The 17,147-nt window shown below is 63.2% G+C and carries 15 protein-coding genes; 11 read left to right on the top strand and 4 right to left on the bottom strand.

Translation table 11 applies throughout. The features are described from left to right. Positions 1 to 275: 275 nt before the first annotated feature. The 6 genes from EFD56_RS14000 to hflX all read left to right on the top strand — a co-directional run bounded on the left by EFD56_RS14000 (position 276) and on the right by hflX (position 7,843). Entirely contained in the window at positions 276 to 1,265 is a 990-nt protein-coding gene (locus tag EFD56_RS14000; protein ID WP_085742457.1) for a potassium channel beta subunit family protein, read from the top strand. A 213-nt stretch (positions 1,266 to 1,478) separates the two neighbouring features. Further along, positions 1,479 to 3,749, top strand: coding sequence for a sensor histidine kinase NtrY-like (locus tag EFD56_RS13995; protein ID WP_085742458.1), 2,271 nt, complete (start codon positions 1,479 to 1,481; stop codon positions 3,747 to 3,749). Further along, positions 3,739 to 5,103, top strand: a complete 1,365-nt coding sequence (gene ntrX / locus EFD56_RS13990; RefSeq protein ID WP_004674822.1) for a nitrogen assimilation response regulator NtrX — start codon at positions 3,739 to 3,741, stop codon at positions 5,101 to 5,103. Before EFD56_RS13995 ends, ntrX begins: the two co-directional genes overlap by 11 nt. Before the next feature lie 119 nt (positions 5,104 to 5,222). Further along, positions 5,223 to 6,086: a D-amino-acid transaminase gene (locus EFD56_RS13985; protein ID WP_085742459.1), complete on the top strand. Its 864-nt coding sequence runs from the start codon at positions 5,223 to 5,225 to the stop codon at positions 6,084 to 6,086. 111 nt (positions 6,087 to 6,197) lie between these two features. Beyond that, entirely contained in the window at positions 6,198 to 6,440 is a 243-nt protein-coding gene (gene hfq, locus EFD56_RS13980) for an RNA chaperone Hfq (protein ID WP_003539403.1), read from the top strand. Positions 6,441 to 6,517: 77 nt separating this feature from the next. Then, positions 6,518 to 7,843: a GTPase HflX gene (gene hflX / locus EFD56_RS13975; RefSeq protein WP_085742460.1), complete on the top strand. Its 1,326-nt coding sequence runs from the start codon at positions 6,518 to 6,520 to the stop codon at positions 7,841 to 7,843. A 547-nt stretch (positions 7,844 to 8,390) separates the two neighbouring features. Here the strand turns inward: hflX and mazG are convergent. Both mazG and EFD56_RS13965 read right to left on the bottom strand, forming a co-directional pair. Beyond that, positions 8,391 to 9,230 (bottom strand): nucleoside triphosphate pyrophosphohydrolase, encoded by an 840-nt coding sequence (gene mazG, locus EFD56_RS13970; RefSeq protein ID WP_085742461.1) that lies wholly within the window; start codon positions 9,228 to 9,230, stop codon positions 8,391 to 8,393. A 20-nt stretch (positions 9,231 to 9,250) separates the two neighbouring features. Beyond that, the gene (locus tag EFD56_RS13965; protein ID WP_085742462.1) at positions 9,251 to 9,838 is read right to left on the bottom strand and encodes a deaminase; all 588 of its coding nucleotides are present in this window, start codon (positions 9,836 to 9,838) and stop codon (positions 9,251 to 9,253) included. A gap of 266 nt (positions 9,839 to 10,104) precedes the next feature. On the opposite strand from EFD56_RS13965, the gene cysG reads away from it, so the two are divergent. The 5 genes from cysG to EFD56_RS13940 are packed head-to-tail and all read left to right on the top strand — an operon-like array spanning position 10,105 to position 15,309. After that, positions 10,105 to 11,541 carry a siroheme synthase CysG gene (gene cysG, locus EFD56_RS13960; protein ID WP_085743627.1) on the top strand — a complete coding sequence of 479 codons (1,437 nt, stop codon included), beginning with the start codon at positions 10,105 to 10,107 and terminating at the stop codon, positions 11,539 to 11,541. 2 nt (positions 11,542 to 11,543) lie between these two features. Further along, complete coding sequence (locus tag EFD56_RS13955) at positions 11,544 to 11,858, top strand: DUF2849 domain-containing protein (protein WP_004677892.1); 315 nt, start codon at positions 11,544 to 11,546, stop codon at positions 11,856 to 11,858. Positions 11,859 to 11,866: 8 nt separating this feature from the next. After that, positions 11,867 to 13,537: a nitrite/sulfite reductase gene (locus EFD56_RS13950; RefSeq protein ID WP_085742463.1), complete on the top strand. Its 1,671-nt coding sequence runs from the start codon at positions 11,867 to 11,869 to the stop codon at positions 13,535 to 13,537. Between the two features lie 10 nt (positions 13,538 to 13,547). Continuing rightward, on the top strand, positions 13,548 to 14,060 hold the full coding sequence (locus EFD56_RS13945) for a DUF934 domain-containing protein (protein ID WP_085743628.1): 513 nt from the start codon (positions 13,548 to 13,550) through the stop codon (positions 14,058 to 14,060). Between the two features lie 37 nt (positions 14,061 to 14,097). Continuing rightward, positions 14,098 to 15,309, top strand: coding sequence for a UbiH/UbiF family hydroxylase (locus EFD56_RS13940; RefSeq protein ID WP_085742464.1), 1,212 nt, complete (start codon positions 14,098 to 14,100; stop codon positions 15,307 to 15,309). Here the strand turns inward: EFD56_RS13940 and EFD56_RS13935 are convergent. Together EFD56_RS13935 and EFD56_RS13930 are read right to left on the bottom strand one after the other, a co-directional pair. Continuing rightward, positions 15,277 to 16,239, bottom strand: a complete 963-nt coding sequence (locus EFD56_RS13935; protein WP_085742465.1) for an AEC family transporter — start codon at positions 16,237 to 16,239, stop codon at positions 15,277 to 15,279. The two genes, EFD56_RS13940 and EFD56_RS13935, sit on opposite strands and share 33 nt — an antisense overlap. 46 nt (positions 16,240 to 16,285) lie before the next feature. Then, entirely contained in the window at positions 16,286 to 17,035 is a 750-nt protein-coding gene (locus EFD56_RS13930; RefSeq protein WP_016732978.1) for a cytochrome c biogenesis CcdA family protein, read from the bottom strand. Between the last annotated feature and the right edge of the window lie 112 nt (positions 17,036 to 17,147).

Genomic DNA, 17,147 nt, shown 5'->3' with positions numbered 1-17,147 from the left:
AACTTGACGCCACCGGACTTCATCTCACCGTTATTCTTCGATAACGGCAAGAACTTTACCGGGACGCAATCGGTCGAGGAAATGAGAGCCAATATCGAGGAGGCCTCAAAACCGCATTGAGCGTCTTTCTCGGGGCCGGTTTAAGCAGCTTGTTGCGCCGAGGCTCGCATATTGTCGTTCATGCCATAGATTAAGCCGATCGGTCGTTGATCGATCGTGTGACGTCGAGGCCGGGTACCGGCCGGCACATGTTCATAATTTGCGGGAGCTGCATGATGGAATATCGTCGTTTAGGAAAGTCGGGCCTGCAGGTGAGCGAGTTCTCCTTCGGCTCATGGGTCACTTTCGGCAAGCAGGTGAACGGCGGTGACGCCGTCGACCTCATGAGGCTTGCCTACGATAACGGGGTGAACTTCTTCGACAATGCCGAAGGCTATGAAAGCGGCAAGTCCGAGATCGTAATGGGCGAGGCGCTGAAGGCGCTCCGTTGGAGTCGCGACAGCTTCGTCGTCTCCAGCAAGGTTTTCTGGGGAGGCCAGAAGCCGACGCAGCGCGGCTTGTCGCGCAAGCATGTGACCGACGCCTGCCATGCCGCGCTGAAGCGGCTTCAGGTCGACTATCTCGACCTCTACTTCTGCCATCGCCCCGACATCGACACGCCGATCGAGGAAACGGTCCGGGCGATGCACGATCTCGTCGCCCAGGGCAAGGTGCTCTATTGGGGGACATCGGAATGGTCGGCGCAACAACTGACCGAAGCCTACGCCGTGACCCGGGACCTGCGCATCACGCCGCCGACGATGGAGCAGCCGCAGTACAACATCTTCGAACGCCAGAAAGTCGAATCCGATTATCTGCCGCTCTACGACCTCATCGGACTCGGCACCACCATCTGGTCGCCGCTCGCCTCGGGCGTTCTGACCGGCAAATACAATAACGGCGTGCCGGCCGACAGCCGCATGAACTTGCCGGGCTACGAATGGCTGAAGGAGAAGTGGTCGAGCGACGCCGGCCGCGCCCAGCTCCAAAAGGTCGGTCAGCTCGCAAAACTCGCCGACGAAGTCGGCCTGTCGATCACCCATCTGGCCCTTCTGTGGTGCCTCGCCAATCGCAACGTCTCCACCGTCATTCTCGGCGCCTCACGCGCCAGCCAGCTGCAGGACAACCTTGCGGCCCTTTCGCACCGGCACAAGATGACACCTGAGGTGATGGAGCGGATCGATGCGATTGCAGGAAACAAGCCAGAGGGCCCGCGACGCTTCTGAAGCATGCGTGTGAAGCCGGCCGGAGCTCCACTGCGGCTTGACAATGTGAGGGCGCGCGTTGCATTTTCGCCACAATGCGTTGCTTAAAGGTCACGCAAAGGTTTTGGACATTTCGCTCCCGATCGAGTCGTTCCGACGCTGGCTTTCTGAGCCGGCGTTCTTTGGTTTCGATCGGATGGCGAGGGCGGCGGGCGCCGCCTGAAGAGAGGCCGAATGACGCAGGATGGGGTAGCGCCGGCGGCGGCGGGCGAGGCGGTGACGACGGTGACCGATCGCCGCGCCCTTTTCGCCGTGCCCGGCCTCGTGCTCGCCGGCGGCGCGCTTCTCTGCGCCACGATCACGCTTTTCATACTGCTTGGCCTGACGCCGATCGCGCCGACCTCGCATGTCGTCATCACCTCGGTGATCGTCAATTCCTTCTTCGTGCTGACGCTGCTGGCGCTGATCGGCCGCGAGGTGGCAAGGCTGCTCAAGGCCCGCACCCGGGGCAGGGCGGCCGCGCGGCTGCATATCCGCATCGTCGTGCTCTTCTCCATCGTTGCGATTACGCCGGCGATTCTCGTCGCCATCTTCGCCAGTATTACGCTCAATGCCGGCCTCGACCGCTGGTTTGCGCTGCGCACCCAGTCGATCGTCAGCTCGTCGCGCAATATCGGCCAGGCCTATATGATGGAGAACGCCAGCTACCTGCAGGGGCAGACGGTTTCCATGGCCAACGACCTGGAGCGCAACCGCGCCCTCTACAGCCTCGACCGGACCGGGTTTGCCGAGTTGATGACCCGCCAGGCGAGGGGGCGCGGCCTGCTCGGCGCCTTCCTGGTCGAGAGCGACGGCTCGGTGAAGGTTCAGGCCGACATCGCCACCGAAAAACCATTACCGGCCATTCCGCAGGACGCGCTGCAAAAGGCGGCGGCGGGCCAGCCGACGCTGATCCCGCCCGGCGTCACCAACCTTGTCGGCGCCATCATCAAGCTCGATGCCATCCAGGGCACCTTCCTCTATACGGTGCGCGCCGTCGATCCCAAGGTCATGGGCGCCATGCGCATGATGGAGGAGAACGCCACCGAATATCGTTCGATGGAGGCCAACCGCTTCTCGCTGCAGATCGCCTTCGCCGTTCTCTATATTGGCTTTGCGCTGATCGTGCTCTTGGCCGCGATCTGGACGGCCATTGCGGTCGCCGACCGCATCGTCCGGCCGATCCGGCTGCTGATCACCGCGGCCGACAGCGTCGCCTCGGGCAATATGGATATCGTTGTGCCGGTGCATGCCGTGGATGGCGACGTCGCCAATCTGTCGCGCACCTTCAACAAGATGATCTCGGAAATCCGCACCCAGCGCGACGAGATCCTCGAGGCCAAGGACGAGGTCGACGACCGTCGCCGTTTCATCGAAGCGGTGCTGTCGGGCGTGACCGCCGCCGTCATCGGCGTCGAGCAGGACCGTCGCATCGCCATCGTCAACAGCTCAGCGGAAACGCTGATGTCGCTGCCGGCCGACGCGATGCTCGGCAAGCTGCTCGCCGATATCGCGCCGGAGGTCGATCAGGTGCTGACCGAGGCGGCGGTGCGCCATCGCGGCGATTTCCGCAAGCAGATCGCGCTGGTGCGCGGCGGCACTGTCAGGACGCTGAGCGTCCAGGTCACCCGCGAGGAAGTGCGCGACATGAGCGAATCCTACGTGATCACGCTCGACGACATCACCGACCTCGTCATCGCCCAACGCTCGACCGCCTGGGGCGACGTGGCGCGGCGTATCGCCCATGAGATCAAGAACCCGCTGACGCCGATCCAGCTGTCCGCCGAGCGCATTCAGCGCCGCTATGGCAAGCAGATTGACCAGGACGACAGGACCGTCTTCGACCAGTGCACCGATACGATCATCCGCCAGGTCGGCGATATCGGCCGCATGGTCGATGAATTCTCTGCCTTTGCCCGCATGCCGAAGCCAACCAAGGAGCCGAGCGATCTGCGCGATATCCTGCGCGACGCGATCTTCCTGCGCGAGATGGGCAACCATCACGTCACCTTCGGGCAGGAGTTCGGCGACCAGCCGCTGGAGGGCCTGTTCGACAGCCGCATGCTCGGCCAGGCCTTCGGCAATCTCATCAAGAATGCCGTGGAAGCGATCGAGGCGGTGCCGAGCGACGAACGCGACGAGCGCAAGATTCTCGTGCGCGCCGCCCTCGATGCCGCACGCGACCGCTTCACCGTCGATGTGATCGACAATGGCCGCGGCCTGCCGGTGGAGAACCGCCACAGCATCCTGGAACCCTATATGACGATGCGCGAGAAGGGCACCGGCCTCGGCCTCGCCATCGTCAAGAAGATCATCGAGGAACATGGCGGGCAGCTCGAGCTGCACGATGCGCCCGCCGATTTTGACCGGGGAAGGGGGGCCATGATCCGCGTGCATCTGCCACGCCGGGATCCGACGCCCGCCTCTCCCGCAGCCAATGACAAGGAAAGCGTTTATGGCCTCTGATATTCTCGTCGTCGATGACGAGCACGATATTCGCGAGATCGTTTCCGGCATTCTCTCCGACGAGGGGCACGAAACGCGCACGGCCCATGACAGCGACAGCGCGCTGGCGGCAATCTCCGACCGCGTGCCGCGGCTGATCTTCCTCGATATCTGGATGCAGGGCAGCAAGCTCGACGGCCTGTCGCTGCTCGACGAGATCAAGACCCGCCATCCCGATCTGCCCGTCGTGATGATCTCCGGCCACGGCAACATCGAGACCGCCGTTTCCGCGATCAAGCGCGGCGCTTTCGATTTCATCGAGAAGCCCTTCAAGGCCGACCGGCTGATCCTGATTGCCGAGCGGGCGCTGGAAAATTCTAAACTCAAGCGCGAGGTTTCCGAGCTGAAGCGGCGCACCGGCGATGCCTTGGAGCTGATCGGCACCTCGGTCGCCGTGTCGCAGCTGCGCCAGACGATCGAGAAGGTCTCGCCGACCAACAGCCGCATCATGATTCTCGGCGCCTCCGGCTCCGGCAAGGAACTGGTGGCGCGGATGATCCACAAGAAGTCGACGCGCGCCAACGGCCCTTTCGTGGCGCTGAACGCCGCCAACATCACGCCCGATCGGATGGAGGTGGCGTTGTTCGGCACCGAGGGCACGCCCGGCCAGGCGCGCAAAATCGGCGCGCTCGAGGAAGCCCACCGCGGCATCCTCTATCTCGACGAGGTCGGCGAGATGCCGCGCGAGACGCAGAACAAGATCCTGCGCGTGCTGGTCGATCAGCAGTTCGAGCGGGTCGGCGGCTCCAAGCGCGTCAAGGTCGATGTCCGCATCATCTCCTCGACCGCCTATAATCTCGAAAGCCGCATCGCCGAAGGCTGGTTCCGCGAGGATCTCTATCATCGCCTCGCCGTCGTGCCGGTGCGCGTGCCGGCGCTTGCCGAGCGGCGCGAGGACATTCCGTTCCTCGTCGATCAGCTGATGCGCCAGATTTCCGAACAGGCCGGCATTCGCCCGCGCCGCATCGGCGACGACGCCATGGCGGTGCTGCAGGCCCATGACTGGCCGGGCAATATCCGCCAGCTGCGCAACAATATCGAGCGGCTGATGATCCTAGCCCGCACCGACGGGCCGGATGCGCCGATCACCGCCGACATGCTGCCGACCGATCTGGGCGACATGCTGCCCAAGGTGTCTGCCAAGAACGACTATCACATCATGACGCTGCCGCTGCGCGAAGCCCGCGAGATGTTCGAGAAGGATTACCTGATCGCCCAGATCAACCGCTTCGGCGGCAATATCTCGCGCACCGCCGAATTCGTCGGCATGGAGCGTTCGGCGCTGCACCGCAAGCTGAAGTCGCTCGGCGTCTAGAGCATAATGCCGAAAAGTGTCAGCGGTTTTCGGGCAACATCATGCTCCACTTTTGATCTGACAGGCGCGGCAGAGGCCGCGCCATCCCTCATATTGCTCCCGGAAGACCAGGGTTTCCCATGCCGAGAATCGCCTATGTGAACGGCCGCTACGTCAAGCATTCTGATGCGAGCGTGCATATCGAGGACCGCGGTTATCAGTTCGCCGACGGCGTCTACGAGGTCTGCGAGGTCCGCCACGGCTATATCGTCGACCTCACACGCCATCTGAATCGTCTCGACCGTTCGCTCGGTGAGCTCCGCATCGCCTGGCCGATGAGCCGGGCGGCGCTGATGCAGGTCATTCGCGAGACCTTGCGCCGCAATCATGTCCGCAACGGGCTTTTCTACATGCAGGTGACCCGCGGCGTCGCGCGCCGCGATCATGTCTTCCCGACCGAGGGCACGCCGCCTTCGCTTGTCGTCACCGCCAAGAGCACCGATCCCAAGATCATCGCGGCCAAGAATGCCAACGGCATCAAGGCGATCACCGTTGCCGACAACCGCTGGGATCGCGTCGACATCAAGTCCGTCGGCCTGCTGCCGAACGCCATGGCCCGCCAGCAGGCCAAGGAAGCCGGTGCCCAGGAGGCGATCTATGTCGACGCCGATGGCATGGTGAAGGAAGGGGCGGCGACCAATGTCTGGATCGTCGACCGGGACGGAATCCTGATGACGCGGCCCGCCGAACACGGCATTCTGCGCGGCATTACCCGCACCACCTTGATCGATGTCGCAGCCCGGCTGGGCCTGAAGATCGCCGAGCGGAATTTCTCCGTTTCAGAGATGCTCGCAGCTCGCGAGGTTTTCCTGACGGCAGCCACAAGTATCTGTTTTCCGGTGGTTTCCGTCGATGGCCAGACCATCGCCAACGGTCATCCCGGCAGCGTCTCGCAGAAAATCCGCGAAGCCTTTTTCGACGTTGCGGAAAAGATTGCGATTTGATACCAAGATTTGCTGGACAGGTGGAATGAGGGTGCCGCCGGTCTTGCATGGAGAGGTTGATTAATATTCTACCGGCCAGATCAGGTCGGCAATAAAGAAAGAAGCGGCGCGATGGCGGAACGTTCTCAGAATTTGCAGGACTTATTTCTCAATACTGTTCGCAAGCAAAAGATTTCCCTGACAATCTTTTTGATCAACGGCGTGAAACTCACGGGCGTTGTTACCTCTTTCGACAATTTCTGTGTTCTTCTTCGCCGTGACGGCCATTCGCAGCTGGTGTATAAGCATGCGATCTCGACGATCATGCCGGGTCAGCCGATGCAGATGTTCGAGAGTGAAGAAGCCGCGTCCTAACAGGATCTGCCCTCATTTCGACACGCGATACCAAGAACGATTCGATCATCCCTGAGGCAGCCAAGCACAGGGACGATATGCGCGCGACCGTCGTCGTGCCGGTTCTGAAGTCGCGCAGCCGCGGCGGCCAGACCGAATCGGCCTCGACCCGCACGCCGGAGAGCCGGCTGGAAGAGGCGACCGGCCTTGCCCAGGCAATCGAACTCGATGTCGTCAACGGCCAGGTCGTGCCGGTCAATGATCCCCGGCCCGCGACGCTGCTCGGCACTGGCAAGATCGAGGAGATCAAGGCGCTGCTCGACGAGCGCGATTCCGGTCTCGTCATCGTCGATCATCCGCTGACGCCGGTGCAGCAGCGCAATCTCGAAAAGGAATGGAACGCCAAGGTCATCGACCGGACGGGCCTCATCCTCGAAATCTTCGGCCGCCGCGCCTCCACCAAGGAAGGCACGCTGCAGGTCGATCTGGCGCACCTCAATTATCAGAAGGGCCGGCTGGTCCGCAGCTGGACCCACCTTGAACGCCAGCGCGGCGGCGGCGGCTTCATGGGCGGCCCCGGCGAAACCCAGATCGAAGCCGACCGGCGGTTGCTTCAGGACCGCATCATCAAGCTCGAACGCGAGCTGGAGCAGGTCGTGCGTACCCGCCAGCTCCACCGCGCCAAGCGCCGCAAGGTGCCGCATCCGATCGTGGCGCTCGTCGGCTATACCAATGCCGGCAAATCGACGCTGTTCAACCGCATCACCGGCGCCGGCGTGCTGGCCGAAGACATGCTCTTTGCCACGCTCGACCCGACGCTGCGCCGCATGAAGCTGCCGCATGGCCGCACGGTCATCCTGTCCGATACCGTCGGCTTCATCTCCGACCTGCCGACCCATCTCGTCGCCGCCTTCCGAGCGACTCTCGAAGAGGTGCTGGAAGCCGATCTCATCCTGCATGTCCGCGACATGTCCGATCCCGACAACCAGGCGCAGAGCTCCGACGTGATGCGCATCCTCGGCGATCTCGGCATCGATGAGGCCGAAGCCGGCAAGCGGCTGATCGAGGTCTGGAACAAGATCGACCGGCTGGAGCCCGAGGTCCACGACGCCATGGTGCAGAAGGCTGCCGGCGCCAGCAATGTGGTGGCGGTCTCGGCCGTCAGCGGCGAGGGCGTCGATACGCTGATGGACGAGATCAGCCGCCGGCTTTCCGGCGTGATGACCGAAACGACCATCCGCCTTCCGGTCGACAAGCTGGCGCTGCTGCCCTGGCTCTACGACCATGCGATCGTCGACGGCCGCGAGGACAATGAAGACGGCTCGATCACCCTCGATCTGCGGCTCTCCGAAACCGAAGCCGCCGAACTCGAACGCCGCATCGGCAACGGGCCGAAGCCGCCGCGGGAAGATTGGGAGCGGTGACGCATTCTCTTCGAAGGACGGGTCGAGACCTGTGGCTCGACCCCCGTCGGTGGCCCGAAGGGTCGGATGAGGGGGCCGCACGGTACGCCCTTCATGCTGCCCTTCGCTTGCGCCCAAGGTGAGCTATATCCAGCGACTTAAGCCCCACCCTCCGTCATGCTCGGCCTTGAGCCGAGCATCCACACCGCATTCGCCGGCAGTCGTGGCATGGGTCCTCGGTTCAAGGCCGAGGACGACGGAGAGTGGGGTTGGCTTCTCTCCAAACTCGGCTTGCTTTATTCAGCCGTACCGGCAATGGCTCGAGACCTGTGGCTCGACGCTGGTTGGTGGCCCGAAGGGTCGGATGAAAGTGCCGCACGGCACATACTTCACTGCCCTTCGCTCGCGCTCAGGTGAGCTATCTCCAGCAACTTTAGCCCACCCTCCGTCGTGCTCGGCCTTGAGCCGAGCATCCACACCGCATTCGCCAGCAGTCGTGGCATGGGTCCTCGGCTCAAGGCCGAGGACGACGGAGAGTGGGTTGGCTTCTCGCCAAACTCGGCTGGACCTACTCAGCCCCGAGCGCTCTTTCAATCGCCTTCGCCGCCTGCCAGATCTCCTCCATCCGTTCCAGGCTGGCCGCCTCCAGCGTCTCGCCTTCCGCTTCAAGAACATTCTCGATGTGATTGAACCGACGCCGGAATTTCGTATTCGTTCCGCGCAGCGCCTGTTCTGGATCAGCCTTCACATGCCGGCCGATATTCACCACCGCAAAGATCAGATCGCCGAGCTCGTCGCTGACCTTCGCCCGGTCGCCGTCTCGAAGCGCCATCCGCAATTCGCCGATCTCTTCCTCGATCTTGTCGAGGATTGGCTCCGGCGCCGACCAGTCGAAGCCGACCTTGGCGGCGCGTTCCTGCAGTTTCAGCGCTTCCGTCAAGGCCGGGAAGCTGCGCTGTACCGAGCCCAAGAAGCCGCCCTTGAAATCCTCGGTAATCCCGCGCCGTGACCGGCGCTCGGCCCGTTCGCGTTTTTCCGCCTGCTTGATCTCGTCCCATTGGATCTTCACCGCGTCCGGTGTATCCGCTTCCGACCGGGCGAAGACGTGCGGGTGGCGGCGGATCATCTTGGTGGTGATGGCATTGACCACGTCGCCGAAGGAGAATTCGCCGGCCTCCTCGGCCATGCGGGCATGGAAGACCACCTGCAGCAGCAGGTCGCCCAGCTCGTCGCAGAGATCGTCCATATCGCCGCGCTCGATCGCGTCGGAGACCTCATAGGCTTCCTCGATCGTATAGGGCTTGATCGTCTGAAAATTCTGCTCGATGTCCCAGGGGCAGCCGGTCTCGGGATGGCGCAATGCCGCCATGATCTCGATCAGCCGCGAAATGTCTTTTGAAGGTTCCATGGTGCCTCGGTTCAGCATCCTCAGTTGAGGGGAATATCGTTGGCGCTCTTTGACGATTGGTAGCTGGTGGAAAGCGCATCGTAGCGCGCCTTGATGCGAACGGCCTGCGCTTTCAGCGCCTCCTTCAGCGGAGCCTCCTCGGTCTCGATGAGATCGGCGATGGCAAAGCTGTTCCAGAAGGCGTTCTGCCTGCGATAGCCGCCGGGTTCAAGCCCGAAGACCTCCTTCAGGATCTTCAGGTCATGCGGAATGGCGAAGGCATCGCGGGAATCCTCATGGCTGAAGAAATAGTAGAAATTGTCGAAACCCGCCCACGTGATCGCTGACATGCACATGGTGCAGGGTTCGTGCGTCGACAGAAAGATCAAATCCCTGGTCGCCGGCTTGTCGCCAAGTTCGTAGAAGCGCTTCAGTGTATGCACCTCGCCGTGCCAGAGCGGATTCTCCAGCTCGTTATTGGTCTCGGCGACGACGAGCGACAGATCGGATTTGCGCAGGATCGCCGCGCCGAACACCTTGTTGCCAAGCGAAACGCCGTGTTCGGTGAGCGGCAGGATATCATCCTCGATGACCGAAAGCAGGCGGGCGGCGATGGTCTTGTCAGGCATTGGCGTCTCCGGTTTTTCCTAGTCTATCGCCTTGGAGGCGCGAGCGAAATGCGCCAAACGCCGGTGGACGCCGTTTATCACAGGCTTTATACTGCACCGCAACAAAGAGAGTGGGAACAGGCGGGTTTCGTCAGCACGGTTGACTTTTCTCAAATCGCCGATGGTGCGAGCAAAAGAATACGCGCTTACTGGGGCTTTCGAATTTCTGTTCCTTCAATCCCTTGTCGATCACGGGCATATTCTGGCAACTTCGAAGTGGATTGATGATGTCTCCCAAGACTGAGCAGCTTTCGGTATTTCCAGCCTTCTTTCGCGTGGAAGGCCAGAAGACGGCTGTCTTCGGCAATGGCGACGAAGCCTTCGCCAAGGTGCGGCTGCTGCTCAACACGCGGGCGCGGATCGTCGCCTATGCAGAGCGGCCGGAAGCCGATTATCATGCCTTCCTGATCGCCAATCGCATCGAGACCGTGCGTGCGGGCTTTTCCGCCGCGCAGGTTGAGGGGGCGGCCCTCGTCTTTGCCGCCACCGGCGATGAAGCCGATGACCGCGAGATCGTCGGTGCTGCCCGCGCTGCAAGCATTCCGGCCAATGCCGTCGATCAGCCCGATTACTGCGATTTCTTCACCCCGGCGCTTGTCAATCGCGCCCCGGTCGCCGTTGCGATCGGTACCGAAGGGGCGGGGCCGGTTCTGGCGCAGATGATCCGCGCGCAGATCGACCAGCTTCTCTCTCCCTCGCTTGGGCGCCTGGCCGGATTGGCGACGAGCTACCGCAAGGCGGTCGAACAGCTCGTGCCCCGCGGCGTTTCCCGCCGTGTCTTCTGGCGCCGCTTCTTCTCCGGCGCCGTCGCCGATGCGGTCGCCAACGGCAACCTGTCGCAGGCCCGTCAGGCCGCCGACCGGCTGCTGGGCGCGATGGACAAGGTCGCCGGCCACGTCTGGCTGGTCGGCGCCGGTCCTGGGGCTGAGGATCTGCTGACGCTGCGCGCCCAGCGCGTGATGATGGAAGCCGATGTCATCGTCTTTGACGCGCTTGTGCCGCAGGCGATCGTCGACATGGGCCGCCGTGACGCCGAGCGGCTGTCGGTCGGCAAGCGCAAGGGTTGCCATTCGAAATCGCAGGAAGAGATCAACGAGCTTCTGGTCGAGCTCGGCCGCCAGGGCAAGCGCGTCGTCCGCCTCAAGTCGGGCGATCCGCTGGTCTATGGCCGGGCAGGGGAAGAAATGGCCGCATTGCGTGCTGCCGGCGTCACCTATGAGGTCGTGCCCGGCATCACCTCGGCTTTCGCCGCTGCCGCCGATTTCGAACTGCCGCTGACGCTGCGCGGCGTCGCCTCCTCACTGGTCTTCACCACCGGCCATGATCTCACCGGCGACGTGCTGCCCGATTGGGCAAGCCTTGCCGTCTCCGGCGCGACGATCGCCGTCTATATGGGCCGCACGGTTGCCGCCTCCGTCGCCGAGCGGCTGATGCAGGCCGGCATTCCCGCCGAAACGACAGTCGCCGTCATCGAAAATGCCAGCCGCGCGGAGCGCCGTCTGCTGCACGGCACGCTTGCCGATCTGCCCGATCTGCAGCACCGCGATGAGTTGACCGGGCCGGTCATGGTCATTATCGGCGACGCGGTCGCCGGCGCCAATTTCGAACTGTCCGAGCCGCTGGTGCGCGCAAACGCCCGGCTCGAGGAACTTGCAAGGAGCTGAATATGGTAGACAAGGTTCTGACGGCCAACCGGCTGACGGATGGCATTGCCGTCTGGCTGGATGCTAACGGGAAATGGTCGACCTCGCTGCAGGAAGCGCTTGTCGCCCGCCATAACGAAGCCGTCGACGCGCTGGAAGCGATCGGCAAGAAATCCTATGCCGACAACGAGGTGGTTGACGTCGCCGTCGTCGACGTTCAGGAAACCAACGGCATTCTCTGGCCGCTGCGCCTGCGTGAGCGCATTCGCGCCCAGGGGCCGACCATGGAATACGCACCGGGCTACGCTCCTGCCGATCCCGAATTCATTGCAGTCTGAGGAAGACGATGTACCGTTACGACGAATTTGACCATGCCTTTGTCAGCGAGCGCGTCGAGCAGTTCCGCGACCAGGTTCAGCGCCGCCTGTCCGGCGAGCTTGCCGAGGATGCATTCAAGCCGCTGCGCCTGATGAACGGCGTTTATCTGCAGCTTCATGCCTATATGCTGCGCATCGCCATTCCCTATGGCACGCTGAGCGCGCGCCAGCTGCGCATGCTCGCCCATATCGCCCGCACCTATGACCGCGGCTACGGCCACTTCACCACGCGCCAGAACCTGCAGTTCAACTGGCCGAAGCTGTCGGAAATCCCCGATGCGCTGGCCGACCTCGCCAGCGTCGAGATGCATGCGCTGCAGACCTCGGGCAACTGCATCAGAAACGTGACGGCCGATCACTTCGCGGGTGCAGCCGCCGATGAAGTCGCCGATCCCAGACCCTATGCCGAGATCCTGCGCCAGTGGTCGTCGGTTCATCCGGAATTCTCCTTCCTGCCGCGCAAGTTCAAGATCGCCGTCACCGGCGCCGAGCGCGACCGTGCCGCCATTCAGGTCCATGATATCGGCCTGCACCTGAAGAGGAACGACAAGGGCGAGATCGGCTTTGCCGTCTATGTCGGCGGTGGCCAGGGCCGCACGCCGATGATCGCCAAGCTGATCCGCGACTTCCTGCCCGAGGAGGATCTGCTCTCCTACACCACGGCGATCGTGCGCGTGTACAATCTGCACGGCCGCCGCGACAACAAGTACAAGGCCCGCATCAAGATCCTGGTGCACGAAACCGGCACCGAGGAGCTGACGCGCCAGGTGGAGGCCGAATTTGCGGCGCTGAAGGACAGCGAACTGAGGCTGCCGGAGCAGGATGTCGAGGCGATCGCCACCTATTTCGCGCTGCCTGACCTGCCTCAGCGTGCCGAGGGCTGGGAAAACCTCGCCCGCTGGAAGAAGGCCGATCCGGCTTTCGCCCGCTGGGTCCAGCAGAATGTGCAGCCGCACAAGAACCCCGATTACGGCATGGTGACGATCTCGCTGAAGCCGATCGGCGGCATTCCGGGCGACGCCACCGACGCGCAGATGGATGCGATCGCCGATCTCGCCGAGGAATATGCTTTCGACGAAATCCGCGTCAGCCATGAGCAGAACCTGATCCTGCCGCACGTAGCGCTGGCCGATCTCGAAGCCATCTATCGCGGCCTCGTCGCCATCGATCTCGCCGAAGCCAATGCCGGCCTGATCACCGATATCATTGCCTGTCCGGGGCTGGACTACTGCGCGCTCGCCAATGCGCGCTCCATTCCGGTCGCGCAGGAAATCTCCCGCCGCTTCGGCAATCCCGAACGCCAGGCCGAGATCGGCGAACTGAAGATCAAGATCTCCGGCTGCATCAATGCCTGCGGCCATCACCATGTCGGCCATATCGGCCTGCTCGGGGTGGAGAAGAAGGGCGCCGAGCTCTACCAGATCACGCTCGGCGGCTCCGGCGACGAGCATACCTCGATCGGCGAAATCATCGGCCGCGGCTTCGAGCCGGACCGGGTGACCGACGCGATCGAGACGATCGTCGACACCTATCTCGGCCTGCGCCTCGATCCGTCCGAAACCTTCCTCGCCGCCTATCGCCGCGTCGGGCCGCAGCCCTTCAAGACTGCGCTATACGGCTCGGCCGCGGAAGCGGCATAAGGAGGGGATGATGACCAAGATCTGGAAAGAAACCGGTTTTGTCGAGAACGATCCCTGGGTAATCGAGACCGACGAGGTGAAGGTAACAGGAGAGCAGAAGCCGTTGCTCGGCCTCGACGAGCTGATCGCCAGAGCCGATGAAAGCAATGATGTCGGCCTCGGCGTGCTGATCAAGCCCGCCGATGACGTGCGCCGGCTGGAGCCCTATCTCTCTCGCCTTGACATTATCGCCGTCGCCTTCCCGGCCTTCAACGACGGCCGCGCCTTCAGCCATGCCTCGCTGCTGCGCCAGCGCTTGGGTTATACCAACGAGCTGCGCGCCGTCGGCGACGTGCTGATCGACCAGGTGCCGCTGATGCTGCGCGTCGGCATCGACAGCTTCTCGGTCAGCAACGCCACGGCGCTGAAGCGGCTTGCCGAGAACCGTCTTCCCGCCATTCCCCATCATTATCAGCCGGCGGTGCGTGACGCCGAAGCCGGCAAGGGCTATAGTTGGCGCCGTCAGGCGAAGCCGGCCGCATAAGCGGCCGATCCGCCTCTTGCGATGGCGGAACAATAGCATGAAGACATTTGAAATCGCGATGATCGGTGGCGGGCTCGCCGGCATGATCGTCGCAATCGCGCTTGCCCGCGGCGGCCGCAATGTGGCGCTGGTGGCTCCCTTGTCCACGAGGGAGGACCGGCGCACCACGGCGCTGATGGATCAATCCATCCGCTTCCTCGATCGGCTGACGCTCTGGGACAAGCTGCGCCCGGCGGCCGCACCGCTGACCAGCATGCGCATCATCGACGGCACCGACCGGCTGCTGCGGGCGCCGACCACCACCTTCCGCGCCGCCGAAGTGGGCCTCGATGCCTTCGGCTATAATTTCCCCAACAAGGCGCTGATTGAGATCCTCGAACAGGCCTCGGCCGGCGAGGGCAATATCACCCGTTTCACCGATATGGCCGAATCGATCGAGATCTCGGCCGAGCGAGTGTCGATCACGCTTGCCGGAGGCGAGACGCTTGCAGCCGATTTTGCCGTCGGCGCCGACGGCCGCGGCTCGAAGCTGCGCGAAACATCAGGGATCGGCGTGCGCAACTGGTCCTATCCGCAATCCGCCATGGTGCTGAATTTTGCCCATTCCCTGCCGCACCAGAACATCTCGAGCGAATTCCACACCAAACACGGCCCCTTTACCCAGGTGCCGCTGCCGGGGAGCCGTTCGAGCCTCGTCTGGGTGCAGGATCCCGCTGAGGCGGCCGCCCGCATGGAGTTGCCGCTTGCCGAACTCGGCCGCCTTGTCGAGGCGCAGATGCAGTCCATGCTCGGCAAAGTCGATGTGGAGGAGGGCGTCCAGCTGTGGCCTCTGTCCGGCATGATGGCCCATCGTTTCGGCAAGGGGCGTACGGCGCTGATCGGCGAGGCCGCCCATGTCTTCCCGCCGATCGGGGCGCAGGGGCTGAACCTCAGCCTGCGCGATATCATGGCGCTGACCGACATTCTCTGCGACAGGGCGGAATTGCCGGTGCCCGCCGATGCCGGCGACAGCTTCGACCGCAAGCGCCGCGCCGACATCATGACGCGTACGGCGAGTGTCGACCTCCTCAACCGCTCGCTGCTCTCGGATTTCCTGCCGGTGCAGATGCTGCGCGCCGCCGGCCTGCATATCCTCTCCGCCATTCCGCCGCTACGCAACCTCGTCATGCGCGAGGGCATCGAGCCCGGCCGCGGTTTTCGCGATATTCCCGATTCCCTAAGGGAAAAGCTGAAGCGAAAGAAGGCCTGAGCGGATCGCGATCAGCCACAGCGAAACGCTCGCCACCGAAAGCACCGTCGTGATCAGGATCGTCGCCGAGGCGCGCTCCTGCCACACGCCATATTGCTGGCCGATGACGAAGACGTTGGTCGCCGTCGGCAATGAGGCGAGCAGCACCGCCGCCTGGATCCAGACCGGCTCAAAACCGCCGACAGCAGTCAGCGCCAGAAAAACCACGATCGGATGCAGGATCAGCTTGGCCGGCACGATGTAGCCGATCTCCGCCGGAATCCGTTTCAGCGGCCGCAGCGCCAGCGTCACGCCCATGGCAAAGAGCGCGCAGGGCGCCGCCGCCTGGGCGAGGTAGTCGACCAGGCGCTGAAATGCCAGCGGCTGGTCGAGATGCAGGGCAGCCACCGCAAAGCCTGCCGCCGTCGACAGGATGAAGGGATGCAGCGCCACCTTGCGGGCGATATCGGCGGCAAGCCGGCCTGCTGAACGCTTGTCGTCGCCGGCCGCCGCCATCAGCGCTGGCGCGACGATGAAATGCAGCGCATTCTCGAAACAGATGATCAGCGCCACCGGCACGGCGGCACCTTCGCCGAGCGCCAGCAGCGCCAGGCCCGGCCCCATATAGCCGATATTGCCGTAGGCGCCGGCAAAGGACTGGATGGTGCAGTCATCAAGCGCATTGCCGCGCACGAAACGGCCGATGGCAAAGAGCAGGATGAAGACCGCATAGGTCGCGGCGATATCGGTGACGATGAAGTCGACCCGCGTCAGCTCTTCGATCGGCGTGCGCGAGACGAGCTTGAAGAACAAGGCGGGCAGGGCGGCGTAGATGATGAAGCTATTCAGCCAGCCGAGCGTCTCGGCCGGCTGCTTCGTCGCTTTGGCGGCGGCATACCCGATCAGGATCAGACCGAAGAACGGCAGGAGCAGGCTGATGATGTCGGCCAAAGGTCTTCCAGTACGCGGGAATGAACGGCGGGTAGGGAGGACCGGTTTAGCCGATTTGCATCAGGATCGGAAAGGTCTGCTGGAACCAGATCGCCACATCGCTGACCCAGCCGAACAGGAAGGCGAGGCCGGTGAGGATGAGGAAGACGCCCATCACCTTTTCCACCGTGCCGAGATGGCGGCGGAAGCGCGACAGGAAGCGCATGAAGGCGCCGGAAAAGCCGGCGGCGATCCAGAAGGGAATGGCAAGACCCAGCGAATAGATGGCCAGCAGCCCGGCGCCGGAGCCGACCGTCTCGCGCGAGGCGGCGACACCGAGAATCGCGCCGAGCACCGGGCCGATGCAGGGCGTCCAGCCGAAGGCGAAGGCCAGGCCCATGACATAGGCGCCCGTCAGCGTCGCCGGCTTGCCGCCACTTTGGAAGCGCGCCTCGCGGCCGAGAAACCCGATTCGGAAGAGACCGAGGAAATTCAGCCCCATGACGATGATGATCAGCCCGCCGATCTTGGAGAGCAGGTCGAGATGCTGGCGAAGCGCCATGCCGATGCTGGAAGCGCCGGCGCCGAGCGCCACGAAGACGGTGGCAAAGCCGAGCGTGAAAAACAGCGCGGAGAACAGCACGCCGCGCCTGACGTCGGGCGCCACCGCCACCGCGGAGCCGCCACGAAACTGATCGACTGAAATGCCGGCCATATAGCAGAGATAGGGCGGGACAAGGGGAAGCACGCAGGGCGAAAGAAAGGAAAGCGCCCCGGCTATCAACGCGCTCCACAGGGAAATATCGGCAATCGACACGCATTCTCTCCGGCTGCAATCTGCGCCCTGTTCCTAGCTTTGCGAGGCCGCCATTGCCAATCACCTTTTTGCGTATGCATGAATTCAGTTGTCGCACGCGCAACTGATAAGC

The sequence above is a fragment of the Rhizobium phaseoli genome (genome assembly GCF_003985125.1).
Taxonomy (GTDB): Bacteria; Pseudomonadota; Alphaproteobacteria; order Rhizobiales; family Rhizobiaceae; genus Rhizobium; species Rhizobium phaseoli.
This window is presented reverse-complemented; position numbering and strand designations above follow the sequence as displayed.

Excerpts from the sequence above, each read along its gene's own strand:
- EFD56_RS13945 (WP_085743628.1), top strand. The coding sequence starts at position 13,548 with ATGACCAAGATCTGGAAAGAAACCGGTTTTGTCGAGAACGATCCCTGG.
- EFD56_RS13955 (WP_004677892.1), top strand. The coding sequence starts at position 11,544 with ATGGTAGACAAGGTTCTGACGGCCAACCGGCTGACGGATGGCATTGCC.
- EFD56_RS13985 (WP_085742459.1), top strand. The coding sequence starts at position 5,223 with ATGCCGAGAATCGCCTATGTGAACGGCCGCTACGTCAAGCATTCTGAT.
- EFD56_RS13995 (WP_085742458.1), top strand. The coding sequence starts at position 1,479 with ATGACGCAGGATGGGGTAGCGCCGGCGGCGGCGGGCGAGGCGGTGACG.
- EFD56_RS14000 (WP_085742457.1), top strand. The coding sequence starts at position 276 with ATGGAATATCGTCGTTTAGGAAAGTCGGGCCTGCAGGTGAGCGAGTTC.
- cysG (WP_085743627.1), top strand. The coding sequence starts at position 10,105 with ATGTCTCCCAAGACTGAGCAGCTTTCGGTATTTCCAGCCTTCTTTCGC.
- EFD56_RS13950 (WP_085742463.1), top strand. The coding sequence starts at position 11,867 with ATGTACCGTTACGACGAATTTGACCATGCCTTTGTCAGCGAGCGCGTC.
- hflX (WP_085742460.1), top strand. The coding sequence starts at position 6,518 with ATGCGCGCGACCGTCGTCGTGCCGGTTCTGAAGTCGCGCAGCCGCGGC.
- EFD56_RS13940 (WP_085742464.1), top strand. The coding sequence starts at position 14,098 with ATGAAGACATTTGAAATCGCGATGATCGGTGGCGGGCTCGCCGGCATG.
- hfq (WP_003539403.1), top strand. The coding sequence starts at position 6,198 with ATGGCGGAACGTTCTCAGAATTTGCAGGACTTATTTCTCAATACTGTT.
- ntrX (WP_004674822.1), top strand. The coding sequence starts at position 3,739 with ATGGCCTCTGATATTCTCGTCGTCGATGACGAGCACGATATTCGCGAG.
- EFD56_RS13965 (WP_085742462.1), bottom strand. The coding sequence starts at position 9,838 with ATGCCTGACAAGACCATCGCCGCCCGCCTGCTTTCGGTCATCGAGGAT.
- mazG (WP_085742461.1), bottom strand. The coding sequence starts at position 9,230 with ATGGAACCTTCAAAAGACATTTCGCGGCTGATCGAGATCATGGCGGCA.